This is a genomic window from Streptomyces sp. NPDC005962 (assembly GCF_040629205.1).
In the GTDB taxonomy this organism is placed as follows: Bacteria; Actinomycetota; Actinomycetes; order Streptomycetales; family Streptomycetaceae; genus Streptomyces.
This window is the reverse complement of sequence record NZ_JBEXVE010000015.1, coordinates 84,770-109,253: the sequence shown is the minus strand read 5'-3', so window position 1 is coordinate 109,253 and position 24,484 is coordinate 84,770. Positions and strand designations below refer to the sequence as shown.

The 24,484-nt window shown below is 72.8% G+C and carries 16 protein-coding genes; 9 read left to right on the top strand and 7 right to left on the bottom strand.

All coding sequences use genetic code 11. The annotated features are described in order from the left end of the window. Positions 1-121 precede the first annotated feature (121 nt). From ABZ370_RS24680 to ABZ370_RS24670, 3 genes are read left to right on the top strand one after another with little or no spacing between them, the layout of a single operon-like run. On the top strand, positions 122-1,135 hold the full coding sequence (locus tag ABZ370_RS24680; protein WP_358624725.1) for a tripartite tricarboxylate transporter substrate binding protein: 1,014 nt from the start codon (positions 122-124) through the stop codon (positions 1,133-1,135). Next, entirely contained in the window at positions 1,132-1,635 is a 504-nt protein-coding gene (locus tag ABZ370_RS24675) for a tripartite tricarboxylate transporter TctB family protein (protein ID WP_358624723.1), read from the top strand. The genes ABZ370_RS24680 and ABZ370_RS24675 overlap by 4 nt, the downstream gene beginning before the upstream one ends. A gap of 1 nt (position 1,636) precedes the next feature. After that, positions 1,637-3,145: a tripartite tricarboxylate transporter permease gene (locus ABZ370_RS24670; RefSeq protein ID WP_358624721.1), complete on the top strand. Its 1,509-nt coding sequence runs from the start codon at positions 1,637-1,639 to the stop codon at positions 3,143-3,145. Between the two features lie 59 nt (positions 3,146-3,204). Here the strand turns inward: ABZ370_RS24670 and ABZ370_RS24665 are convergent, their stop codons facing one another. Continuing rightward, on the bottom strand, positions 3,205-3,972 hold the full coding sequence (locus ABZ370_RS24665) for a transposase (protein ID WP_358624719.1): 768 nt from the start codon (positions 3,970-3,972) through the stop codon (positions 3,205-3,207). A 193-nt stretch (positions 3,973-4,165) separates the two neighbouring features. Between ABZ370_RS24665 and ABZ370_RS24660 the strand changes: the two genes are divergently transcribed. Then, positions 4,166-6,190 carry a transposase gene (locus tag ABZ370_RS24660; protein WP_358624717.1) on the top strand — a complete coding sequence of 675 codons (2,025 nt, stop codon included), beginning with the start codon at positions 4,166-4,168 and terminating at the stop codon, positions 6,188-6,190. Here the strand turns inward: ABZ370_RS24660 and ABZ370_RS24655 are convergent. From ABZ370_RS24655 to ABZ370_RS24630, 6 genes are all read right to left on the bottom strand, one after another. Further along, positions 6,187-6,837, bottom strand: coding sequence for a chorismate mutase (locus tag ABZ370_RS24655; RefSeq protein ID WP_358624715.1), 651 nt, complete (start codon positions 6,835-6,837; stop codon positions 6,187-6,189). The genes ABZ370_RS24660 and ABZ370_RS24655 overlap by 4 nt on opposite strands. A 37-nt stretch (positions 6,838-6,874) precedes the next feature. After that, a complete protein-coding gene (locus ABZ370_RS24650; RefSeq protein WP_358624712.1) occupies positions 6,875-7,564 on the bottom strand; it encodes an alpha/beta hydrolase in 690 nt (229 codons plus the stop codon). Between the two features lie 41 nt (positions 7,565-7,605). Continuing rightward, a complete protein-coding gene (locus ABZ370_RS24645) occupies positions 7,606-9,189 on the bottom strand; it encodes an acyl-CoA synthetase (RefSeq protein WP_358624710.1) in 1,584 nt (527 codons plus the stop codon). 41 nt (positions 9,190-9,230) lie between these two features. Continuing rightward, entirely contained in the window at positions 9,231-10,334 is a 1,104-nt protein-coding gene (locus tag ABZ370_RS24640) for a nitronate monooxygenase family protein (RefSeq protein WP_358624708.1), read from the bottom strand. Between the two features lie 96 nt (positions 10,335-10,430). After that, entirely contained in the window at positions 10,431-12,023 is a 1,593-nt protein-coding gene (locus ABZ370_RS24635) for an NAD(P)/FAD-dependent oxidoreductase (RefSeq protein ID WP_358624705.1), read from the bottom strand. 32 nt (positions 12,024-12,055) lie between these two features. Further along, positions 12,056-12,931, bottom strand: coding sequence for an oxygenase MpaB family protein (locus ABZ370_RS24630; protein ID WP_358624702.1), 876 nt, complete (start codon positions 12,929-12,931; stop codon positions 12,056-12,058). A gap of 337 nt (positions 12,932-13,268) precedes the next feature. On the opposite strand from ABZ370_RS24630, the gene ABZ370_RS24625 reads away from it, so the two are divergent. The 5 genes from ABZ370_RS24625 to ABZ370_RS24605 are packed head-to-tail and all read left to right on the top strand — an operon-like array spanning position 13,269 to position 24,480. Further along, positions 13,269-14,840 (top strand): acyltransferase domain-containing protein, encoded by a 1,572-nt coding sequence (locus ABZ370_RS24625; RefSeq protein ID WP_358624700.1) that lies wholly within the window; start codon positions 13,269-13,271, stop codon positions 14,838-14,840. Beyond that, positions 14,837-20,860, top strand: coding sequence for an SDR family oxidoreductase (locus ABZ370_RS24620; protein ID WP_358624698.1), 6,024 nt, complete (start codon positions 14,837-14,839; stop codon positions 20,858-20,860). Before ABZ370_RS24625 ends, ABZ370_RS24620 begins: the two co-directional genes overlap by 4 nt. A 17-nt stretch (positions 20,861-20,877) precedes the next feature. Beyond that, positions 20,878-21,885 (top strand): 3-oxoacyl-[acyl-carrier-protein] synthase III C-terminal domain-containing protein, encoded by a 1,008-nt coding sequence (locus ABZ370_RS24615; protein ID WP_358624696.1) that lies wholly within the window; start codon positions 20,878-20,880, stop codon positions 21,883-21,885. 8 nt (positions 21,886-21,893) lie between these two features. Next, a complete protein-coding gene (locus tag ABZ370_RS24610) occupies positions 21,894-23,366 on the top strand; it encodes a cytochrome P450 (protein WP_358624693.1) in 1,473 nt (490 codons plus the stop codon). Between the two features lie 4 nt (positions 23,367-23,370). Continuing rightward, positions 23,371-24,480 carry a Rieske 2Fe-2S domain-containing protein gene (locus tag ABZ370_RS24605; RefSeq protein WP_358624691.1) on the top strand — a complete coding sequence of 370 codons (1,110 nt, stop codon included), beginning with the start codon at positions 23,371-23,373 and terminating at the stop codon, positions 24,478-24,480. The last annotated feature ends 4 nt before the right edge of the window (positions 24,481-24,484 follow it).

The window sequence follows — 24,484 nt, the reverse complement described above, 5'->3', positions numbered from 1 at the left end:
ATCGTCTTGTGGCCGGACCGCGAGGGGCGCAGGCTCCGGTCAGCTTCCCGGCCGGTCCCCTTCTCCGCCCCCTTCTCCGCCCACTCCCCGATCCCGTACCTCTCCGCGACGGAGCGTTTCCATGCCCCCTCTCCTCCGGAACGGTCCGCGCGTCGCTTTGACCGTCACCTTGCTGGCCACGGTGAGCAGCGCGTGCACCATCGGTTCCGCCGACGACTCCACCGCGGCCGCCGGTTACCCCTCCCGCGGCCTGTCCATCCTGGCCCCCGGCAGCGTCGGCGGCGGCTGGGACGCCCGGGCCCGCGGCATGAGCGCCGCGCTCACCGGCTGCAAGATCATCGATGAGGACGTCACGGTCACCAACAAGCCCGGCGCGGGCGGAGCCATCGGGCTCGCCCGGATGGTCGGCCGCAGCGGCGACCCGTATCAGCTGATGACCATGGACACGGTCACCATGGCCGGAGGCGCGGTGCAGAACGACTCCCCGGTCGGCCTCTCGTCTCTCACCCCCATCGCCGGGCTGACCGTGAGCCCCAGCGTGATCGTGGTGCCCGCCCGGTCCCCGTACCGTGATCTGGCGTCGCTGCTGGCGGCCATGAAGCGGAACCCCAAGGGCATGTCCTGGGTGGGCGGTTCGCTGGGCGGCCCCGACCACATCACCGTCGCCTCCCTCGCCAAGGCCGAGGGAATCCCCGTCAACAAGATCACCTACGTGCCGACCGGGGGTGGCGGCGAAGTGCTCAACCTGCTGCTGAGCGGGGCGTCCAAGGTCGGCATGTCGACACTGACGGAGATCCGTCCGCAGATCGAGGCGGGCAAGCTGCGGACCCTCGCGATCAGCGGCGACGAGCGTCCCGAGGGGCTCGACGCCCCCACCCTCAAGGACCTCGGATACGGCGGGGCGAGCGTGGTGAGCACCGGCGGTGTGATGGCCCCGCCCGGCCTCGACGACGGCGAACGGCGGGCGATCGTGACGATGGTGGACCGGATGCGCCGCACCTCGTGCTGGAAGCGGACCCTGAAACAGAACGACTGGAAGGCGGTGTGGCTGCCGGGCAGCAGGTTCGGCGCGCTCATCGACCGTCAGCAGAAGCGGGTCACCCAAGTGCTGAACGACGTGGGGCTGACCTCATGAGCACGGAACGCGCCGCACACCCCGAGGCGCCCTGGGGCCCGCGCGTGGCGGCGCTGCTCTTCCTCGCCGCCGGGATAATCGTGCTGGGCTGGGCGTTCGCCATCCCCGAGCGGGCCACCGACCAGGATGTGGGCCCGCGGGCGTTTCCGCTGCTCGTCGGGGTGGGGCTGTGCGTATCGGCCGCGTTCTCCACCGTGCGGGCCTTTCGCGGCACCGACCGGGAGCAGGCGGAACAGGCGCGCGAGGAGGCCCGGCTCACCGACTGGCGTCCGGTCGCCGCCCTGCTCGCGCTGCTGATCGGCTATCTCTTCGCGCTCGCCCCTTGCGGCTACTGGCAGTCCACGGCCGTGCTGTTCGCCCTGGTCGCCCGCGTCCTGGGCAGCGCCAAGCCGCTGCGTGACGCGCTGGTCGGACTCGTGCTGGCGCTGGCCGTGTACTTCCTCTTCGACCGTGTGCTGGGCATCCATCTGCCGCCCGGCATCATCCGATTGGCGTTCTGACATGGATGTGCTCACCCACCTCACGGACGGCTTCGCGAGCGCGTTCAGCCCGATGCACCTGCTGCTGGCCTTCGCGGGCTGCACGCTCGGCTCCCTCGTCGGCGTGCTGCCCGGGCTCGGCCCCGCCACCACCGTGGCCCTGCTGCTCCCGCTCACCTACGTCTTCGACCCCGTCGGCGCGCTGGTGCTGTTCGCCGGGATCTACTACGGCGGGATGTACGGCGGCTCGACCACGGCCATCCTGCTCAACGTCCCCGGCGAGACGGCCTCGGTGCCGACCACGCTCGAAGGCCATCCCATGGCCCGCTCCGGCCGGGCGGGCGCCGCGCTGGCCACCGCCGCCATCGGCTCCTTCGTGGCCGGGACGATCTCCACTGTCGCGATCACCTTCATCGGCCCGGCCATGGCCCGGGTCGCCGAGAGCATCCAGCCCGCCGAGTACTTCGCCGTGATGATCCTCGCGTTCGCCACCGTCACCGCCGTCGTGGCCGACGCCCCGGCGCGCGGGCTGTGCAGCCTCTTCCTGGGGCTGGCGATCGGACTCGTCGGCATCGACAGCCTCACCGGCCAGGTGCGCTACGCCTTCGGCGTGCCGGAACTGTACGACGGCGTCCAGGTGGTGGCCGTCGCCGTCGGGCTCTTCGCGATCGGCGAAGGGCTGTACACCGCGGCCCGGCTGCGGCGCGCCCCCGAGGAGCAGATGCTTGCCGTAGGCGGCCGGATCGGGATGAGCCGCGAGGACTGGGGGCGCTCCTGGAAGCCCTGGCTGCGCGGCACGGCCATCGGCCTGCCGATCGGCGCCCTCCCGGCGGGCGGCGCGGAGATCCCCACCTTCCTCAGCTACAACCTCGAACGCAGGCTCTCCCGGCACAAGAAGCAGTTCGGCAAGGGCGCCATCGAGGGCGTGGCCGGTCCCGAGGCCGCCAACAACGCCGCCTTCTCCGGCGTGCTGATGCCGCTGCTCACGCTCGGCATCCCCACGTCGGCGACGGCCAGCGTGCTGCTGATCGCCTTTCAGATGTACGACGTACAGCCCGGGCCGCAGCTGTTCCAGACGCAGTCCGCGCTGGTGTGGACGCTGATCGCGAGCCTCTACATCGGCAATGTGATGCTGCTCGTGCTCAACCTGCCCCTGATCCCGCTGTGGGTGAGGCTGCTGAGGCTGCCCCGGCCGCTGCTGACCGCGGGCATCCTCGTCTTCGCCACGCTCGGCGTGTACGCGCTGTCGCAGAACGCCGTCGACCTCGCCATCGCGGTGGCCTTCGGCGTGCTCGGCTTCCTGATGCGCCGCACCGGCTATCCGGTGGCCCCGCTGATCCTGGGCGCGGTCCTCGGCCCGATGACGGAGACCCAGTTCCGCCGTGCGCTGGCGTTCAGCGAGGGCGACTGGACGGTCTTCCTCACCCGTCCGGTGTCGGCGGCCATTCTGTGCCTGGCGCTCGCGTCCCTGGTCGGCCCGATGGCCGTGCGGCTGCTGCGCGGCCGCCGGGCGGCCGTACCGCCGGCCTAGGAGATATCCCGTAACGCCAGGTCAGGCGTGCTTTCCTGTGGGCAGTTGCCGGATTGTGGTCAGCTGTTGATCTCCAGTTTCAGGTTGTGCAGGGCGGCGACGCCGGCGGCGGCATGGTTGATCCCTTCTCCCTTGCGGCGGCACTGGCGGAGGACCTGGTGGTCTTTGAGGCGGGCGATGGTGTGTTCGGCGACGGCGCGGCGTTTGCGGAACCGCCGGTAGGCCCGATCCTTGATGATCTTCCGGTCCGGCCCGCGCCGGGGCGAGCGGATCCGCTCGATCCCTTGATAACCACCATCGCCGGACAGACGGGGATGATCGGGCAGGGTCTTGCCGACGGTCTCCCGGAAGACCACCACATCGTTGCGGTTGCCCGGCCAGGCGTCGCCGACCGCGACGATACGGCGGTCACGGGCCCGGCAGACGATCTGCACATTCACGCTGCGCCGGTAGTTCTTCGACTTCTTCGTCTTCTTCTGGTCGTGCACCGGAATGAGGGTGCCGTCCACCAGCCACAGCTCCCGCCGGTCGGCGGGCGGCGGGCCGAGCAGGGCGGCAAGGTGTGGCGCGAGGTCGGCGGTGACCCGGTGCACCGTGGAGTCTGTGGTGGCGAACAGCCCGGCCAGCTGCTCCATGGTGAGGTTGGTGCGGTAGCCCAGGACGACCAGCAGCACCCGGTCGCCGAAGGCAAGTGACCAGGGCCGACCGCACCCGCCGTCCGGGCGGCGCCGCCACAAACGGGTGATCAGGGCATGCAGCTGCGGCCCGGACAACCCCGCCCATGCCTTCAACTGAGCTGAACGGCAGGTGGCGAGACGAAGTTCCAAACAACTGACCGTAACCCGAACAGACTTCACGACGTTATGCCTGACGCTGACGCTGACGCTGACGCTGACGCTGGTCCGGGAGAGGAGGAAAGAGGTGGCGGGTCGATCACCAGCTGCTCCTGCTCCTGGGGAGGGGCGGCGGTTTCGGGGGCCGAACCGGGGTGAGGCGTGGCGGCGGGCGAAGGACGCGCCTGTGTCGGTGATCCGGCTGCCGCTGGTCGTCGGCGATGCGGATGACCGCCGCCGGGTCGAGCAGTTGTTTTCGGCGATGTGGCAGGTCAAACGGGCCCTGCAGCGTGATGCACGGGATGTGGTGGACGCCTACTGGGCCGGTGACGTGCGGCGCGAGAGGGACGTGAAGGCATGGCGGGCCGAACTGGGCCTGTCCCGCACCGGGCTGGAACGGCGCGCGTACCGGCATCTGGAACGCTCGGGGTGGCTGAGCGACCATGTGTCGAAGGCGTTGGTGATGCATCAGGCCGACGAGGTGTGGGCCGGTGTGACCCGGCACCTGCACCCGGACGCGTCCAGGCAGCGGGCCGGACGCCCCAAGGCCGGGACCTGGTGGGAGTACACCCGCGTCCCGGGCCGGGCCCGCTCACACACCACCGACCGCAAGTGGGAGACGTTCCGCCTGCACGGCACCCTTACCGGACACCTGGACACCTTCCGCCACCACACACTGCCGCTCTCGGTCACGACCCCCGCCCAGGCCGCCCAGCTCACGCCGGGCACGCGGGTGCTGGCCCAGCCACGCCGCATGTCCGTCCCCGCCCGGCCCACGGGCCGCATTCCCACCGGGACGACCGACGCCGCAGGCCGCCCCCGCACCAGGGCGGCGACCTGGTGCGACCACACCGGGCCCCTGACCCTCGTCTTCGCCGGAGGGCCCACCGGACGCGGGGACATCGTCCTGCCCGTACGACTTGCGCAGGGCGCCGGACGCTGGCCCTATCTGCTGCATTACCTGGACGACCCGGGCCGGTGGCACAAGATCGACCTGGTGCGGCGGCGCGATCCGGCCGCCCCAGGAGGCTGGGCCTACGAGGCCCACCTGATGGTCCTGGCCCCCGGCTACGCCTCCACCGCCACCCGTATCCGGCGCCAGCAGGCCGTCGCCCTGCAGCGCGTGGGCGGGGTGGACGGCAACGTCTCCAACCTCGCCGTCGTCTCCCTGCCCGCCACGCTCAACCCCGATGATGGCGGCGTGTGCTCTGACCGAATCACCCTGACCGAGCAGGAGCAGCACACCCTGGCCGCAGGGCGCAAGAAGGCCCGGGGGCGCCAGCGCGCTCTTGACCGTTCGCGGCGCGCCTCCAACCCCCAGCAGTACCAGCGCTCCCGGCGGCAGAAGGCCCGCGACGAACGCCGACAGGCATCAGCTCTGCCCCCGAAGGCCGTCACCGTCCCAGCCGGACCCCGGCGCACCACCGCGACCGGAAAACCCCGACAGGCGTACCGCCGCGACACGGTCAGCACCGGCTACCGGAGTCTGCGGGCCCGCCACAGTGCCGCGGCCACAAGCGCGGCCGAGGCCTCCCACCACCGTGCGCGACGCATCGCCGCCGCTCTGGTCTCCGCCCACGGCCCGAACCTGACCATCGAGGACTGCGACATCCGCACCTGGTTCCGCCTGTGGGGCCGTGCCTGCTCCGCCACCACCCCCGGACGGCTGATCACCCAACTCGCCGCCGAGTGCACGGCCGCCAGCGGACGGCTCCTGCGTGCCTCGACCTTCACCACCGCCCTGTCCCAGCACTGCCTGTGCGGCCGACGCGTACCCAAGTCCCTGCGCGACCGCACCCATCACTGTGACCCGGCTGAAGGCGGCTGCGGGCTGAGGGGCGACCGTGACCTGGTCTCCGCCGCCCTGGCCGCCTTCACCACCCTCACCGATCCCGACAACCCCACCACCGCCCGCCTGGACCACACCCGCGCCCGCACCGCCCAGATCCTCTTCACCCAAGGGCTGCAAGAAGCCCTGACCGAGTCAACCGCACCGAAGTCCGCGCCCTCGGGCCGGACCCGCGCGGCAGCCGACCCCCGCCGGAACACCCTTCCCCGGCAACGGACGGCCTCTGCTCGGCGAAACGCCGGACCCTGCACCGTGGCAACCCCGGATGAGACCCGACCCGCACCCCAGCGGCCCAAGGCCCACACCGGAACGACACGACCGCACACCGGCCGCCCCCGTACACACATACGGGATAAGTCTTAGGGAGCCGTCGTCTCGCATACGGAGGGCAGCGCGCGGGTCAGCGCCACCGCGTGCAGCCCGTCCAGCCGCTTCTCGTGCCCCGTGGCCAGGGCCCCGGCCAGCAGCCGGGCCGGGCACGAGGGGGCGGTGCGGGCGTCCGCCGAGTCCGCGATGGCGTGCACCAGTTCGCCGTTGATCCGGTTGATCTCCAGCCGGACCTTGGCGAGGTCGGGGCGCTCGGTGGGCGCCGTGGCCGGGTCGGCCTGCCACCGCCGGTACAGGCCGCGCTGGACGACCTTGCTGGCCTCGATCTGGTCGCGGAAGATCCTCGACGTGGCCACCGGGTCGCCGCCCACCTCCCGGGCCTGCTCCGCGACCGCGTCCAGCACCTCCTGCTCCCGGGCCGGGTCGTCGATCGGGCTGTCGGTGCCCCACTTGGCGGCGGCGACCTGATCCGCGACCAGCAGCCGGTCGGCGGCCAGCCCGGCCAGCGGCCGCAGTGCGCCATGGGACGACGGAGCGGACGAGGACGCGGACGAGGACGCAGGCGGCGGCGCGGGCGCCGCGACGGCTCCCCCGGCTCCCCCGGCCAGCACGGCGGCGGCCGCGGCGGCAATCAGAACAAGACGCGGGGACAGAACAGGACGCACGGAATTGGTCGGTCGCACGGGCGGACCCCTCTCTCGGCGGCGCGGGGAGGAGAGTCTAGGCGTCCAGGAACGCTCCCAGGGCGGCGAGGAATTCTTCCGGGCGGTTCTGGTGGACGCAATGGCCCGCGTCGATGGTGACCAGGCTGCAGTCGGGTATGCGCTCCGCCAGGTCGGCCAGCAGCTCCTGCGGGATGTGGCTGGCCGGGCCGCCGCCGATCACCAGGGTGGGTGCGGTGATGGCCGAAAGCCCCTCGGTCCAGCGGGGGTCGGGGGCGTTGCGCTGCTCGGTGAACTGCGTCTTCACCGCCCAGTCGAAAGCCATTCGCCCGGTCGGGCGCGGCCCCGCCTCCAGCGGCGGGTCCTGGGGCAGCAGCGGCGGGGCGTCCTCGATCACCAGTCGCTCCGTCAGCTGCGGGAAGCGCTGGGCGACGAGGTAGGCGACCACGCCGCCGTAGGAGTGCCCGATCAGCGTGACGCGCTCCAGGCCGACCGCCGCGAGGAACCCGGCGACCTCGTCCCGCAGCTGCTCCAGGGCGTACTCCCCCGGCCAGTCGCTCGCTCCGTGCCCGCGCAGGTCCAGCGCGTACACCCGGCGGCCCGGGGCGAGGCGCTGCGCTATGGCGAGCCAGTCGACGCCGTCCTCGCCGAGGCCGTGCAGCAGCAGGACGGGCGGGGCGCCCGCGGCGCCCCACACCCGGTACGTCAGCTCGACCCCGTCCACCTCGACACTGTCAAGTGTGTGCATAGGGCAGAGGATACGGCCGCAGCCGCTGGTGTCATCCCTTGTCACACGGGTCGCTCATGCCCGTCCCAGTAGGGCTCCCGGAGCCGCCGCTTGTAGAGCTTGCCGTTGGGGTCGCGGGGCATCTCCGCGATGAAGTCGACGGACTTGGGGCGCTTGTAGCCCGCGAGCAGCCGCCCGCAGTGGTCGAGGACGGCGGCCGCCAGTTCCGGGCCGGGGGGACTGCCCGGGGCGGGTTCCACGACGGCCTTGACCTCCTCGCCCCAGTCGTCGTGCGGGATGCCGAAGGCGGCGGCGTCGGCGACGGCGGGGTGGGTGAGCAGCGCGGACTCGATTTCGGCCGGGTAGATGTTGACCCCGCCCGAGATGATCATGTCGATCTTGCGGTCGCGGAGGTAGAGATAGCCGTCGTCGTCGAGGAATCCGAGGTCGCCGACGGTGAAGTAGTCCCCGATGCGGTTCTTGCGGGTCTTGCCCTCGTCCTTGTGGTAGCTGAAGCCGCCGGTGCTCATCTTCATGTAGACGGTGCCGAGTTCACCCGGCGGCAGCTGCCGTCCGTCGTCGTCGAAGATGGCGATTTCGCTGATGGGCCAGGGTTTGCCGACCGTTCCCGGCTTCTTCAGCCAGTCCTCGGCGGTGGCGAAGGCGCCGCCGCCCTCGCTCGCCGCGTAGTACTCCTCGACGCAGTCGCCCCACCAGTCGATCATGGCGCGTTTTACGTGGTCGGGGCAGGGCGCGGCGCCGTGGATGGCGTGGCGCATCGAGGTGACGTCGTAGGACGCCCGTAACTCGGCGGGGAGGGCGAGCAGCCGGTGGAACTGGGTGGGCACCATATGGGTGTGGGTGCAGCGGTAGGCGTCGATGAGCCGCAGCATCTCCTGGGGCGTCCACTTGTCCATGAGCACCAGGGGGTGGCCGATGTGCAGGGACGAGGACGCGAACTGCAGGACGGCCGTGTGGTAGAGCGGTGAGCACACCAGGTGGACGTGGTCGGGCTCCTCGGCGCGCGGCCTGATGCCGAAGAAGCGCAGGAAGCCGCCGAGATGGCTCTCCTCGGGGAGCTTTCCGGTCAGCGGGCGCCGGATGCCGCGCGGGCGTCCCGTCGTACCGGAGGTGTAGTTCATGACCCAGCCCAGTTCGCGGCCGGTGGGCGGCTCGGTGGGCTGCCCCGTGAGGAGTTCGGCGTACGGGCGGAAGGCCTCGATGGAGCCGACCGCGTAGCGGTGGTCGGCGGGCAGCCCGGCCTCGTCGGCGGCCAGGGCGGCCTGGGCGGCGAAGCGATCGTGGGCGATCAGCACCTTGGCGCCCGAGTCGGAGACGATCCAGGCGATCTCGGGGCCGACCAGGTGGTGGTTGACGGGCACGAGGTAGAACCCGGCCTGGGTGGCGGCGAGCGCGGCGGTGAAGAACTCGACCCCGTTGGGGAGGACGACCGCGAAGGCGTCGCCGCGCCGCAGCCCTGCGGCGCGCAGCCCTCTGACGAGCTGGTTGGACGCGGCGTGCAGCCGGGCGGCGGTCCACTCCTCGCCGTCGGGGGCGACGAGGACGACGCGGTCGGGTTCGCTCGCGGCCTGGGCCCAGAAGCCGACCGGAATCGCGTTCTTCGGGTCGCTGATCGTGGCAGTCATCGGTCGTCGCCCTCCTTGGGTCCCGCTTCAGTGGTCCCGCTTCAGTCTCGTCCGGCGATGCGGTTGACGCGGTCGATGGCCCGCTCGAAGCCTCTGGTCAGGTCGTCGAAGACGGCCTGCACGCTGCGGGTGGAGTTCATCCGGCCGACGATCTGGCCGACCGGGCTGCCGAGCAGCGGTTCCACCTCGTACTTCTGGATGCGGGATACGGCCTCGGCGACCAGCAGCCCCTGGAGCGGCATCGGCAGCGTCCCGGGGCCCTGCGGGTCGTCCCAGGCGTCCGTCCACGCGGTGCGCAGCTGGCGGGCGGGCTTGCCGGTGAGGGCGCGGGAGCGCACGGTGTCACCGGACCCGGCGGCCAGGAGCTTGGCGGTGAGCGCGGCCGAATGAAGTTCGGCCTCCTCGGTGGTGAGCCAGATCGAGCCGAGCCACACCCCCTGGGCGCCGAGCGCGAGCCCGGCGGCGATCTGTTCGCCGCTGCCGATGCCGCCCGCGGCGAGCACCGGCAGCGGGTCGACGGCCTCGACGACCTCGGGGGTGAGCACCATGGAGGCGATCTCGCCGGTGTGGCCGCCCGCCTCGTAGCCCTGGGCGACGACGACGTCCAACCCCGCGTCCTGGTGATGACGGGCGTGGCGGGCGCTGCCCGCGAGCGCGGCGACGAGGATACCGCGGTCGTGCGCCCGGGCGACGATGTCGGCGGGCGGCGAGCCGAGCGCGTTGGCCAGCAGCTTGACGGGGTATTCGAAGGCGACGTCGAGCTGGCTGCGGGCGACCTGTTCCAGCCAGCCGGTGATGCGCCAGCCGGACGCCTCGCCCTCGGCCAGTTCGGGCACCCCGTGCTTGGCCAGGGTCTCCTGGACGAACGCGCGGTGCTCCTGCGGGATCATCGCCTCGATCTCGGCCTCGCCGACCCCCTCGACCTTCTTCGCGGGCATCACGACGTCGAGGCCGTACGGTTTGCCGTCGGTGTGCTCCTGCATCCAGTCGAGGTCGCGGGCGAGGTCCTCGCCCGCGGCGTAGCGGACCGCGCCGAGCACGCCGAACCCGCCCGCCCGCGTGATCGCCGCAGCCACGGCGGGGAACGGCGTGAAGCCGAAGATGGCGTGCTCGACACCCAGCCTTGTGCTCAGCTCCGTCTCCATGCGGGGCAGGATGCCGCAGGGGGCCGGGGAGCGGAAGGCTTTTTCTGACGGAACGTCAGATTGTTGCGGAGTGCGGCAGCAGACCGGGGCGCGGGATCACTTCCCCAGCACCGCCATCGCCGCGTTGTGGCCGGGAATGCCGCTGACCCCGCCGCCGCGCACCGCGCCCGCGCCGCACAGCAGCACATTGGCGTGGCGCGTCTCCACGCCCCACCGGCCGGTGCCCTCCTGGGCGTAGGGGAAGGCCAGCTCCCGGTGGAAGATGTTCCCGCCCGGCAGCCGCAGTTCGCGGTCCAGGTCCAGCGGGCTCTTCACCTCGACGCACGGCCTGCCGTCTGCGTCGTACGCGAGACAGTCGGCGAGCGGCTCGGCGAGATGCGCGTCGAGCTGGGCGAGGGTGTCCCTCAGCAGGGTCTCCCGGGCCGTGTCGGGGTCGTCCGTGAACAGCCGGGCGGGGGTGTGCAGCCCGAACAGGGTCAGGGTCTGGTAGCCCCGGGCGGCCAGGTCCGGGCCGAGGATCGACGGGTCGGTGAGCGAGTGGCAGTAGATCTCCGACGGGGGCCGCCGCGGCAGCTCCCCCGCGGCCGCCTGCCGGTACGCCGTCTCCAAGTCGCCGTAGCCCTCGGCGATGTGGAACGTCCCGGCGAACGCCTCGCGCTGGTCCACCCCGGGGTCGCGCAGCGCGGGCAGCCGCCGCAGCAGCATGTTCACCTTCAGCTGCGCGCCTTCGGCGGGCGGGGCGGGCGGCTCCTCGCCGAGCAGCCGCGCCAGCTCGCGCGGGGCGGCCCCGACGAGTACGTGGCGGGCGCCCACGGCGTGTTCGCCGTCCCGGTCGGCGTACCGCACCTCGGCCGACGTCCCGTCGGTGGCGATCCCGGTCACCTCGCAGCCGGTCGTGATCCGCGCACCGGCCAGGCTCGCCGCGTGGGAGAGCGCGTCGGTGAACGCGCCCATGCCGCCCACCGGCACGTCCCAGTCGCCGGTGCCACCGCCGATCACGTGGTAGAGGAAGCAGCGGTTCTGCGCGAGTGAGGGGTCATGGGCGGAGGCGAACGTGCCGATCAGCGCGTCGGTGAGCACCACGCCCCGCACCAAATCGTCCTCGAACGCCGCCTCGACCGCCTCCCCCAGCGGCCGTTCGAACAGCGCCTCCCACGCCGCGTCGTCCCCGATCCGGGCCCGCAGCGCGGCCCGGTCCGGCAGCGGCTCGGTCAGCGTCGGGAACACCCGCTCGGCGACCCGGCCCGTCATCGCGTAGAACCGCTCCCAGGCCGCGTACTCCCGCTCCCCGCCGGTCAGCCGAGCGAACGCCTCCCGGGTCCGGGCCCCGGCGCCGGTCTCCACCAGCAGCCCGGTCGGCCGCCCGCCCCGGACAGTGGGGGTGTACGAGGAGACGGACCGCTTGCGGACCGCGAACCGCAGCCCCAGGTCGTCGACGATGCGCCGGGGCAACAGGCTGACCAGGTACGAGTAGCGCGAGAGCCGGGCGTCCACGCCGGGGAAGGGCCGGGTGGACACGGCCGCGCCGCCGGTGTGGCCGAGCCGCTCCAGCACCCGCACGCTGCGCCCCGCCCGGCCCAGATAGGCGGCGGCGACCAGGGCGTTGTGGCCGCCGCCGACGATGACGACGTCATAGGAATCGCTGGCATCGCGGGCGTCACCGGCACCGCTGGCGTCACTGTGAGGCATGCCCTCTGGGTAGCACGGCGTGATCGCCCCGGCTACCCGGCGTTGAGCTTGCGGGGCGAGGGACGCGTGCCCGGACCCAGCCGCTCCACTGCCCGCAGGATGTGCTTCGGCGGCAACTGCCAGCGCACCGTGGGCGGAATGGCGCGCAGCGCCCGGCCCGTCGCCCGCAGCCGTCGCGTGACGGTGGCGGGGGCGGGCGCGGGGCGTCCGTACAGCGCCTGGGCGTACGGGGGCAGGGAGGCGTAGGCCAGTGCGGCGAAGCGCCCCCAGATCAGGTCGCGCGCCGGGACGAGCACGGCGTGCACCGGGGGCTTGCGCAGAAAGGCGTCGACCTCGCGGGCCTCGGGGGTGGCCGCGAGTTCGGGGCGCACCGCAGCCAAGTACGCGCGCAGTGCCGCCGTATCGCCCGGCACCTCGGCGGGGTCGAGCCCGACCAGGCGGGCGGATTCGCGGTTCTCGGCCACATAGGCGTCCGCTTGGGCGTCGGTGAGGGGATAGCCGGAGCGGCGTACGACATGGAGGTACGAGGCGACCTCGGCGCAGTGCACCCACAGCAGCAGGGCAGGCTCGTTCACGGCGTGCCGGGCGCCGGTGCCGGGGTCGGTCACGGAGAGCCTGCGGTGAATGCCCCGCACCCGGGCCCCGGCCCGCTCGGCGGCCTCGGTGGTGCCGTAGGTGATGGTCGCGACGAAGCGGGCGGTGCGCAGCAAGCGGCCCCAGGCGTCCTGGCGGAAGTCGGAGTTCTGGATGATGCCGCTCACCGCGAGCGGATGCAGGGCCTGAAGGTAGAGCGCCCGGACCCCGGCGATCCACATCATCGGATCGCCATGCATCTGCCACGTAACAGACTCCGGACCGTACAACCCCTGGTCGGGACCCGGCCCACCCTCGCGTATGCCCGCCGCCATGGCCGACCACCTCCCGGTGGCCAGCCTAGAGGCGGGACGTCAACGTCCTCCGGGCGAGGATCGCGCAGTGCTCGTAGACCGGCGCCCGCTACGACCGGCAGCTTTCCATTAGCCCGCTGTTAGCCGCCTCGGCGAGAGTTTCCGCAGGGAGAAACGATCCCTCGGCCGATCGGCCGGACGGCCCTCCAAGAGCGGCAAGCGCTCGGGGTACGGCCGAGCAAGTGGACGTATGTCGTCGATCTCGTCGCGCCGTGCCATGGCGTCGTGGCGTTTCAGGGCCCCCGGCCGGCCGATGCGACATCGCCCGCAGTCGGGGCGGAGATTGAGGGTGATGCACGTGGATTCTGTCATTGTCATGCCCGGTACGGTGGCCGCCCCGCGCGGTGGCGTTCTGTGCGATTTCCACAACCGCTACGAGACGGTGCGGGAAGCGCTGTCCCGTATCGACAAGGCAGCCCGGGAAATGGGACTCCCCGACATCAGCACCCGGCTGATCGAGCAGAACGGGACCAGTGACCAGCGCGGCCCCGAGGTGCAATACCTGGAGATCTTCGCGGTCAGCATCGCGACCCACCACATGCTGATCGCCGAGGGCCTCAGGCCCGTCGCGATCGTCGGGCAGAGCATCGGGGAGCTGTGGGCCCTGGCCGCCGCGGGTCATCTGTCCGTGGAGGACGCCGCGCGCCTGGCCGTGGCCCGGTCCCAGGTGCTGACCCGGCAGAGCTGGGACGGAAAGATGCTCGCGGTCGGCGTGGACGGCCGCCGGGCGGAGGCGCTCGCCGCGCTGATCAACCATCCCCACCTCGTGGTGGCCTGCGAGAACGCCCCCCGGCAGAGCGTCATCAGCGGCCCCGAGCCGCTGATCGAGCACGTGGAGCGGGTGGCCGACACGCTCGGCTGGCCGAGTCTCCGCCTGGAGGTCCCGCATCCGACCCACACTCCGGCGATGGCCCAGGCCGCGCGGGACCTGCGGGCGACCGCGCCGCGGATTCCGTACGGTGCCGGGCGCTGGCGAGTGTGCTCCCCCTGGCTGGGGCGGGACATCGGCGACGACGACCCGGTGGACCTGGTCTCCGGGGCGCTCACCGCCCGGGTCCGGATGCTGCACACGCTTCGTGACCTGCACGCGGCGGGTGCCGACGCCTTCGTGGAGTGCGGGGAGTGGCCCGTCGTCACCAAGTTCGTCGAGTCCTCGCTCCCGGGTGTGCAGTGTGTCGTCCCGCTGAGCGAGAGCGACCCGGTGGAAGCCGTCCGGGCGCTGGTCGCCGAGTCCGCCGACGGTGGCCCCGGCCCGTTCCGCCCGCGGCTGCCCGCGCCGTCGAGCAACGGCCACAGCCCCGCCGCGCAGGTGAGCGCGCCCACGGCCCCCGTGTCCTACGTGGCCCCGGTCTCCGCCCCGGCCCCGGTGACGGCCCCGGTGGCTCCGGCTGTCGCGGTGGCTCCGGCTGTGTACGTGGCTCCGGTGGCACCGCCTGCCCCGGCCCCGGTGGCTCCGCCTGCCCCGCCCGCCCCGGTCGCCCCAGCGGCTCCGGTGGCCCCGCCCGCCCCGGTGGCCCCAGCCGCTCCAGCCGCTCCAGCCGCCGTCGCGGTCATGGAGGCCCCGGCCGCCGTCGTCCCGGCCGCTGCCGCGCCGGTGTCCGGCGAGCTGGACTACGAAACCGTCCTGGCCGACTTGCGGACGCTCTACGGCGACTTCCTCGGCTACCCGCCGGATCTGCTCGGTGAGGACGACGGCCTGGAGTCCGAGTTGGGCGTGGAGTCCCTGAAGCAGGTCGCCCTGCTCGGCCGGGTGTCCGACCGGTTCGGCCTGCCCGGTCTGCGGTCGAACTCCTCCCTGCTGACCGTCGGCACGCTGCGCCGGATCGCGGAGACCGTCGTACAGGCCCGGGCGGAGGCTGCCGGGCGATGACCTCCACGATCGACCTGCGGGGCCGGATCGCCCTCGTGACCGGGGCCGCGAAGAGCCTCGGCGCGGACATCGTCCGCCGCCTGGCCCAGTGCGGCGCCCACGTGATCGTCAACTACTTCCACTCCGACGAGCAGGCCAAGCTGCTCCAGGCCGAGCTGGAACAGGCCGGTCACAGCTGCGAGTTCATCCGCGCCTCGGTGGCCAAGACCAGCGAGATCGACCGGATGTTCGACCTGATCCAGGAGCGGCACGGCGGCCTGGACATTCTGATCAACAACGCCGCGGGCGGGGCGTTCCTGCCGCTGTTCGACATCGATGACACCTACTGGCAGCGGGCCTGGTCCACCAATGTGATGGCGGCCTACCACTGTTCGCGCCGGGCGGCCGGGCTGATGGAGGGGCGCGAGGGCGCGAGCATCCTCTGCCTGTCCAGCGTCGGCGCACACCAGCCGGTTCCGGGGTACGGCCCCGGCGGTGTCACCAAGGCGGCCCTGGAGTCGCTCGTCCGCTACTTGGCGCTCGAACTGGTCCCCCAGGGCACCCGGGTCAACACCGTGCTGCTGGGCTCCGTCGCCAGTGAGATCGTCGTCAATCTCGACGATCCGGCGGCGGCGCTCGGCGACCCGGCCGAGGCCGGTGAGCTGATGCGCCGTACCCTCTCGACGCCGGACGCGGCCAAGCTGATCGTCCATCTGCTGCACGAGGACACCGGCTTCATCACCGGGCAGACCCTCGTCGCCGACGGCGGCATCAGCATCGGCGGGATGCAGGGCCTGCGGCTGCACAGCAGGCTGGCGGACCAGGTGAGTACGCCCGCCCGGCGCCGGCCGGAACCGGCCCCGTCGGCGGTCGTACCGACGCCGCCCGAGGCGAACCGGCCCGCCCCCGGACAACCGGCGCCCGCCCACTCGGCGCCCGTACCGGCACCGGCGGCGACCCCGGCGCAGAATCAAACGCCGGACCAAGCGCCGGACCAAGCCATGGACCCAGCACCGGATCAGGCTCCGGATCACGCGCCTGACCCCACCCCCGACGTGGACCCCGAGGCCATCGCCGTGGTCGGTCTCGGCGTGGCACTGCCCGGCGCGAACAACACGGCGGAGTTCTGGGACCGGCTGCGCGAAGGCGTCCTGATCTCCAGCGAGCCGTCCGCCTTCGACCTGAAGCACTTCTGGGCGCCCACCCGGGAGGACACCGACGCCTTCTACGTCCGTGAGGCCGGGTACGTCCAGAACTTCGTCCCCGACCCCGCCTCGATCGCCGAACCGGACGGGAACATCGGCCACCCCGGGTGGCCGCGGACCAATCGCTGGCTGCGGCACTGCACCGTCCAGGCCCTGGCGGGGGTGCGACAGCGCCCGACCGACCGGTGGCTCGCCGCGACCACCGGCATCCACGACCAGACGGGGCTCGGCCCCCAGGGTGTCGTGCTGGGCGACGAGTACCGGCGCATGGTGCGCGAGGCGCTGCCCGCGGGCCAGGACGGTGACTGGCTCGCCGAGCTGGCCGACCACGCGATCAGCGCGCAGTACGGCGGCGACGGCGGGGACCCGCAGGCCTACCTGCCCGCGTCCGTCTCCCGCAACGCGCTGCGCGGGCTGGTGCCCGCCGACGCGCAGCACCTGACCCTCGACGCGGCCTGTGCCAGCGGACTGTTCGCCCTGGACGCGGCGGTCAAGGCGCTGCGCGAGGGCTCCTGCGACGTGGCGCTGGCCGGTGGCACCTCGGTCATCGAGCCGATCGGGTTCACGCTCTTCTGCCGGGCCCAGGGCATCTCGATGAGCGGCAGGATTCGCCCCTTCGACCAGGCGGCCGACGGCACCCTGATCGGCGAGGGCTCCGTCATGATCGCCATGAAGTCGTACGCGCGGGCCGTGGCGGACGGCGACCGGGTGCTCGGGGTCATCCGGGGCACCGGTCTCGCCGCCGACGGCCGGGGCAAGGGCATTCACGCCCCGGCCACCCGCGGGCAGGAGCTGGCGATCGCCCGGGCCTGGGCCGACGCGGGCGTCGAGGCCGACGACGTGGACTGGGTCGTGGCACACGGCACCGGCACACCGGTCGGCGACGAGATCGAACTGCGGTCGCTGCTCTCCCGGTTGGGGCCTCGGGAGCGGGCGTGCCTGCTGACGTCGAACAAGCAGGTCTTCGGGCACACCGGCGTACTGGCGGGCCTGGTCTCCGTCGCGCACGCGCTGGTCGCCCTCGAACGCGGGGCGGTCCCCGGTCAGCCCGTGGTCACCGATCCGCATCCGCTGCTGGGAGACGGCACGCGGCTGACCGTACCCGTCAAGGACGCGCCCTGGCCGACGGATGACGCACGGCCGCGGGTGGTCGGGGTGTCGTCGTTCGGCCTCGGAGGAGCGGACGCGCACGTGGTCCTCTCCGACCGCGTGCCGCAGGCCGCCCCCGCGGAGCGACGGGGCGGGCTGCCCACCGACACGGAGGACCTGGTCGTGGTGGGCTGGAACACCCACCTGCCCGGTCTGGAGTCCGCCCAGGTGCCCGCCTGGCTGGCGGGTGACGGCCCGCTCCCGGAGGCGGGGTTCGGTACGCCGTACCCCCTGCCGTCGCCGCGTGAGGTGCGCATCCCGCCGCTGACGATGCGGCACATGGACGCCGCCCACCTGATGATGCTCCAGGCCCTCGGCCCGCTGCTGGACCAGCTCGGCGAGCCGGGCACCACCCTGCGACCCACCACGGCGATAGTGGTGGGATCGACGCTGCCGACCACCCACAACACCCGGGCCGCGCTGCGGGTGCACGCCAACGAGTGCGCCACCGCGTTCGACATCCTGCCCGACCAGGCGCAGGCACAGACGCTGAGGGAATACCTGGCGAAGGGGATGGCGGAGGCCGCGGGGGTGATCCCCGGCGACCTCAACGAGGACGACTTCACCGGGGCCGTCTCCTGCATCCTGTCGGGCCGGGCCGCCAACTACTACGACTTCCGGGGCCTGGGGACCAGCATCTACGCCCACCGGGACTCCGCGCACTCCGCCGCCGATCTGGCCCTGCGCCAGCTGCGGCACCGGGCCTGCGACCTCGCCCTGATCGGCGCGGTGTGCCTGCGGCCGATCAGCGGCTGGGACCGCCACCTCACCGGTCTGGTGCCGGAGGGCCGGTCGATCGCGGAAGGCGCCGCCGTCCTGGCGGTCACCCGGCGTTCCACCGCGCTGGAGCACAACCTGCCCGTCCTGGGCACGCTCTCCACCGCGGTCGCCGGCGACGATGTCCGGTCCCCGGCCACGGCCGCGCACTCCCTTCCCGTGCTGGACGGCGCCGGACACACCTACCTGTCGCTGGACGCCCTGCTGGCCGTCCTCAAGGGCGTCGTCACGGGGACGGACACCGTCGTGACGCCCGCCGCCGCCGGATCGCCGCTGATCCGGTTCACCGGGCCGGGCGACGCGTCCCACCACGACCCGGCCCGGGAGGAGCCGGAGCGGGCCGAGGACTTCACCGGCCGCCGCCAGACCTTCCAGCTCGTCCCGACGGCCCCGCCGCAGGGCGGCTCGGACACGCCGCCGATCCCGCCGGGCACCGTCGTCATCACCGACGCCCCGGATCTCGCCGCGGCGGTCACCGGCCCGGACATCGCCGTCTGGTCACCTCGGCCGGGCCTCGAAACCGCCACCCATGTGCGGGCCGAAGAGGCGCCCGACGCGCTGAGCGGCCTGCCGTTCATCCCGCGCCACATCCGGGTCCTCTCCCGGCTGCCCGACGGCGGCGACGGAAGCGGAGGCGGAGGCGGCGCCCGGAGCAGCGACGGGAGCGACGAGGCCGAGGCGACCCGGTTGGAAGACCTCCAGGACCTCACCTTCACCACGCTCCAAGCGGCGCTGCCCGCGCTGCGCAGCGGTGGCTCGCTCGGCGCGGTCCTGCTCGGGGCGCTGCCGGACGACCTGCCGCCCCCATTGAGCGGGCTGTTCACCGGTCTCGTACGCTCCGTCCGGGCCGAGGTTCCGCAGTGCGGCGGGGTGACCCTGCTCAGCGACGCGCCGGACGCCGCGACCGCCCTGGACCAACTGGCCCGGGCGACCACCGCCCAGGTGCCGACGCACACCCTGGCCTGCCGCGGGGGCGCCTGGTTCGCCCTGGCCGTCGCCGACGACCACGCGGCGCCGCCCCCGGCGGGCGAGGCCTCACTGCCGCCCGGCGCGGTCGTGGTGGCCTTCGGCGGCGCCCGGGGCATCACCCCCGAGCTCCTCCAGGCGATCGCCCGCACCAGCGACCGGCCGCAGGTGTACGTCATCGGCCGCACCCCGCTGCCGGAAACCGGCGAAGCGCTGCCGCCGCAGGCCGAGTTCATCGCCGCCGAACGCCGCGAACGCCCCGGCGCCTCGGTGCGTGAGCTGCGCGCCCTCTACGAGAAGGCCCAGGCGCGCCTGGAAGTACGCGCCACGGTGCGGCGGCTGGCCGAGCTGTGCGGCCCGGACCGGGTCCACCACCGGGTGTGCGACGTCCTCGACGCCGAGCGCACCACCGCCGTCCTCGGCGAGATCCTCGACCGGCACGGACAGATCGACCTGCTCATCAACACCGTCCTCGACCTGCGGTCGCGTGCGCTGCACGCCAAGACCCTGACCGACTTCCGGGCGGTCCGGGCCACCAAGGCCACCGGCTACCGCAACCTCAAACGGGCCCTGGCCGGGCGTCCGCCCAAGATCTGGTGCAACTTCAGCACCCTGGCGACGCTCGCCCCCGCACCCGGCGACATCGACTACTGCGCCGTCAACGAGTACCTCGCGTACGCGAGCGCCCGGGCCCAGCGGCACGGGCCGGACGGCCATCAGGAGATCGCGATCCTCTGGAGCGGCTGGCGGGAGGTCGGCGTCGCCAGCAGCGTCACCATGCGGGAGACCCTCAAGCGCAACCAGATGGACGCGTACATCAGCACCGCGCAAGGCTGCGCGCAGTTCCTCTCCGCCGTGACCCGGCCGCCGGCGAGCGGGGTGGCGTTCTTCCTCCGCGAGGAGGAACGCGTCCTGCTGGCCCGGCGCGGGATCAGCACCCACGGCGCCTCGGGCGAGCTGCCGCTCCCCGCCCCGGACGCGCCGCCGCCCGCCCCGCCGGACCCGGCGCTGACCACGCCGCTGCTCGACGGTGTCCTGCACCGTGGCAAGAGCTGGGCCGTCTTCACCAAGACCTGGGAACCGGGCACGCTGGCCGAGCAGGACGGGCGGTGGATGCGCCACCACCGGGTCAACGGTGAGTACATGCTGCCCGGCACCTTCACCCTGGAGGCCGCGGCCGGTGCGGCCGCGACCCTCTGCCCCGGCCTCGTGGTCACCGGGTTCCGCGGTCTCGTCTGCCGGTCGTCGATCACCGTCAGGCTCGCCGGGCCGCCGCGCACCGTCGCGGTGGAAGCGCGGGTCATCAGCCGGACGCGGGACCGCGCCGAGGTGGCCGTCAAAATGACGGCGCACCGGACCGGCAAGAACGGCAAGGTGCTGCGCTTCAACGACCTGCTGTGCGAGACGACGGTCGTGCTGGCGGACCGCTTCCCCGCGCTCCCCGGGCCCCCCGACTGCTCGTCCTACGAACCCGAACCGGATTTCGCGATGCCGGTCTACTCCCCCGACCCGCCGATCTCGCTCACCGGCCCGTTCGCCGGTACCAGCGACTACACGCGCGGGCCGGACGGGAACAGCGCCCGGTTCACCCTGGACCACGCCGCCTGGGCCCCGGCCCTGGCCGGGATGACCGTGCCCGCGATCCTGCTGGACGCCATGGTGCACCTGCTCCTGCTGCCACCGCGCGGTGACCACCCGCCCCGGGTCGGCCCGATGGCCGGTCTCGACGAGGTCCATCTCAGCGGGCCGGGCGACGACTGCCGGCTCAGCGCGGAGAACCCGGCCATCCGGCTGCACTGCGAGTTCGCCACCGGGGCCCTGACCGCGGTGACCGGTGACGGCCGGGTGCTGGCCCGGATCACCGGCGTCAGCGCACACGCCCTGGACCACAGCGGAGAACTGGTCCGGCCGCACGGCGGCGTTCCCCAGCCCACCCATTCGTGACAGCCGAGGAGACAGCGGTGTTGTGGCAGGACATCACGATCGCCGGGACCGGTGCGTGGATACCGCCCATCAGGCCCGAGCACGTGCCGTGGGAGAAACCGGTCTCCGGGCAGCCCTCCATGGCGGCGCTCAACGGATTCACCTCGGCCGCCGTCTCGACGGACCACACGGCGGCGCAGATGGCGGCCCGCGCCGGGCTCAAGGCGCTGCGCCACGCGGACGTCACCGGGGCCGACGTGGGTCTGCTCGTGCACGCCAACTTCCAGGACGAGGACCACTACACGCCCGCGCCCTATCTGGTGCGGGTGCTCGGCGGACCGGACACCACCGGGATCGAGCTGGGCGCCGCCAGTGACGGCGGTGCCGCCGCGCTCGTCACCGCGGCCGGGCACCTCACCGCCCGGCCGGAGGCGAAAGCCGCGCTGGTCACGGCCGGTGCCCGGTTCCCGGACAAGCGGTGGGGCCACGTCCGGGAGACCGGTTACGTGGCCGGTGACGCGGGCGCCGCCGCCGTCCTCACCCGGGGGACGGGCTTCGCCCGCCTGGTGGCGACCGCCCAGGCCATGGAACCGCAGCTGGAGGTGCTGACCCGGGCCAGGGAGGGGCGCGCCGGTGTCGGCCTCATCGAGGAGACCGGGCTCATGCCCCATATCGACGCGCTCCAGCGGTCCACCCGCCGCTGCGTCGAGACGGTCCTCGACGAAAGCGGGGTGAAACCGGCCGACATCTCTCATGTGGTGGCCATCGCGATCGGGTCGGTGGTGCTCGACCTGGTGCTCTCCGGCTCATCGCTCAGCCTCCGTTCCGACGACACCAGCTGGACGTTCGGCCGCCATCTCGGCCACGCGGGCCCGTCCGATGTCCTGCTCGCCCTCGACCAGGCGTTCCGCTCCGGCACGCTGCGGGCCGGGGAACGCGTCCTCGTGGTGAGTTTCGGGCTCGGGTTCCGCTGGACCACCGCGCTGCTGGAGATCACTCGCGATCCCGTCGCCGCGCCGTCGGCCGGTCGATCCACAACGGAATGAGGTTGACCATGACAGACACGAGTACGGCGACCGCCGCGTCGGTCCCGCTCGCGCCGCGGGCCCTGCCGCTGCTGGGCCACGCGCTGCCGCTGCTGCGCGATCCGCTGGCGTTCATCATGTCCCTGTCCGGGTACCGCACGATGGTCCGCGTCCGGCTGGGCCCGACTTCCGCCGTGATGGTCTGTGATCCGGCCCTGACCCGGCAGGTGTTCCTGAACGACCGGGTCTACGACAAGGGCGGCCCGATCTACGACCGGATACGCGAGGTCATCGGCGACGGCCTGTCCACCTGCTCGTACGACCTCCACCGGCGGCAGCGGCGGCTGTGCCAGCCGTCGTTCCACCCCACCCGGCTCCCCGGGTACGGGGCGGTGTTCGCCCGGGCGGGGCAGCTGAAGGCGGACTCCTGGCGCGACGGCGACATCCTCGACGTCACGCAGGAAATGATGACGCTGACGACGCGGGCCACCATGGAGACGATGTTCAGCGGCGCGCTGCCCGCGGAGACCATGCGGCGGGCCCTGGCCGACACCGCCGTCGTCGTGAGCGCGTTCTTCCGCCGGATGATGACACCGGCGCTGCTGCGCCGGCTGCCCACTCCGCAGAAGCGGCGCTACGACGCCGCCCGGCACCGGCTGTCGGCCACCATCGAGCAGATCATCGCCGAGCGGCGGGCCGATCCGACCGACCACGCCGATCTGCTCTCCACGCTGATCGGGGCGGTCGACGAGGAGAGCGAGGGCGGCCAGAAGCGACTGAGCGACAGCGAACTCGCGGACGAGGCCCTCACGTTCTTCCTCGGCGGCATGGAGACCACGGCCATCACCCTGGCCTGGGCGCTGCATCTGCTCGCCACGAACCCGGAGATCCAGCGGCGCCTCCAGGCCGAGACCGACGAGGTCCTGGCCGGTGGGAAGCTCGATCCCGCGCATCTGCCCTCGCTGGGCCTGGCCGCCCGGGTGGTGACCGAGACGCTGCGGCTGTATCCGCCCGCCTGGATGATGACCCGCACCCTGAGGCAGGACGCCGAACTCGGCGGAGTACGGCTCAAGGGCGGCAGCACCCTCGTCCTCAGCCCGTATCTCCTGCACCGCCGGTCCGACCTCTACGCCGAGCCCGACCGGTTCGACCCGGACCGCTGGCTCGACGCCCAGCCCGACCGGGCCAGCTACATCCCGTTCGGCGCCGGGGCCCGCAAGTGCATCGGGGACCAATTCGCCCTCAACGAGGCCATCCTGGCGCTCACCGCCATCGTCGCCCGCTGGGATCTGTCCCCCGTCGGCGACCAGCCGTTCCAGCCCAAGGTGGAGACCAGCCTGAGTTCGCGCGGGCTGCGCCTGCGGCTCAGCGAGCGGCGGACGGGCGGCGCCGACGACGCCGGGCTGCGCGCGGCCGCGCCGCGGTCCGCGTCCGCCCAGCCGTCCGCCCAGCCGTCTACGCAGCCGGGCGCCGCCGCCTGCCCGGTGAAGCACCAGGAGTGATGCCATGAAGCCTCATCTGCTGCCCCTCGTGAAGCAGCTCCTCAGCTCCCGGAAGGTCGATCTGCCGGTGGCGGCTCCGGCCGACACCCTGCACGCCGCCTCCCGCCCCTACCCGAACGGGTGGTTCTGCCTGGCCTTCACCGACGAGGTGCGGCCGGGCTCCCTCACCACCCGTCCGCTCGCGGGCGCGGAGGTCGTGCTCTACCGCACGGCCAAGGGCGTGCTGCGGGCCGTCAAGCCCCGGTGCCCGCATCTGGGAGCACATCTCGGGGTCGGCGGATCGGTCGAGGGCGAGGACATCGTCTGCCCCTTCCACCGGTTCGCGTTCGACCCGGCCGGTGTCTGCGTGCGCACCGGCTACGACCAGCCGCCGCCGAAGGCGTCGCTGACGCAGTACCCGGTGTGCGAGGCCAACGGCTCGATCTATGTGTGGTGGCACGCCCTCGGCCTGCCACCGCAGTGGGAGATCCCGGTCTTCCCCATGGACGACCGGCAGCCGTACAGCCACGACACCTTCGATATCGCCGGTCACCCGCAGGACGTCATCGAGAACGCCTTCGACTGGGGCCATCTCCCGGCGCTGCACGGCCTCAAGGGGCTCGACATCGAGGGTTCCCCGGTGACCGGGGAGCCGGTCAGCACCGTCACCGCGACCGCCCGCGGCACCATGATGCGCGGCTTCCGGCAGTCCTACACGCTCACCGTGATCGGGCTGGCCACCATCGCGGCGCGGACGGTCCTGCCGCTGGGCGCGGGCAACCTCTATGTGATGCTCCACGCGACCCCGACCGGCCCGGGGCGCATCCAGCTCCGCTTCGGTACGAAGCTGGAGCTGAACGGCGTCCCCGGCGTGCCCGAGAAGCTGGCGCGCGCGACGGCGATGCCCGTAGCCCGGCTGCTCAGCACCGTCCTTCAGCGGGTGGCGAGCGTCGACACCGGCGCGGACCTGCTGATGTGGCACCACCAGGAACACGTCGAGCAGCCGAAGCTGGCCAAGGGCGACGGCCCGATCGGCCGGTACCGGCACTGGGCGCAGCAGTTCTACACCCAACCCACGGGCGACCTCGTGCCACCGCGACCGCCCCGGAACGAGGTGAGCCGCCCGGAGGCGTGACCAC

Coding starts and splice junctions, on each gene's coding strand:
- ABZ370_RS24680 (WP_358624725.1), top strand. CDS start 122: ATGCCCCCTCTCCTCCGGAACGGTCCGCGCGTCGCTTTGACCGTCACC.
- ABZ370_RS24675 (WP_358624723.1), top strand. CDS start 1,132: ATGAGCACGGAACGCGCCGCACACCCCGAGGCGCCCTGGGGCCCGCGC.
- ABZ370_RS24670 (WP_358624721.1), top strand. CDS start 1,637: ATGGATGTGCTCACCCACCTCACGGACGGCTTCGCGAGCGCGTTCAGC.
- ABZ370_RS24650 (WP_358624712.1), bottom strand. CDS start 7,564: ATGCACACACTTGACAGTGTCGAGGTGGACGGGGTCGAGCTGACGTAC.
- ABZ370_RS24645 (WP_358624710.1), bottom strand. CDS start 9,189: ATGACTGCCACGATCAGCGACCCGAAGAACGCGATTCCGGTCGGCTTC.
- ABZ370_RS24640 (WP_358624708.1), bottom strand. CDS start 10,334: ATGGAGACGGAGCTGAGCACAAGGCTGGGTGTCGAGCACGCCATCTTC.
- ABZ370_RS24635 (WP_358624705.1), bottom strand. CDS start 12,023: ATGCCTCACAGTGACGCCAGCGGTGCCGGTGACGCCCGCGATGCCAGC.
- ABZ370_RS24630 (WP_358624702.1), bottom strand. CDS start 12,931: ATGGCGGCGGGCATACGCGAGGGTGGGCCGGGTCCCGACCAGGGGTTG.
- ABZ370_RS24620 (WP_358624698.1), top strand. CDS start 14,837: ATGACCTCCACGATCGACCTGCGGGGCCGGATCGCCCTCGTGACCGGG.
- ABZ370_RS24610 (WP_358624693.1), top strand. CDS start 21,894: ATGACAGACACGAGTACGGCGACCGCCGCGTCGGTCCCGCTCGCGCCG.
- ABZ370_RS24605 (WP_358624691.1), top strand. CDS start 23,371: ATGAAGCCTCATCTGCTGCCCCTCGTGAAGCAGCTCCTCAGCTCCCGG.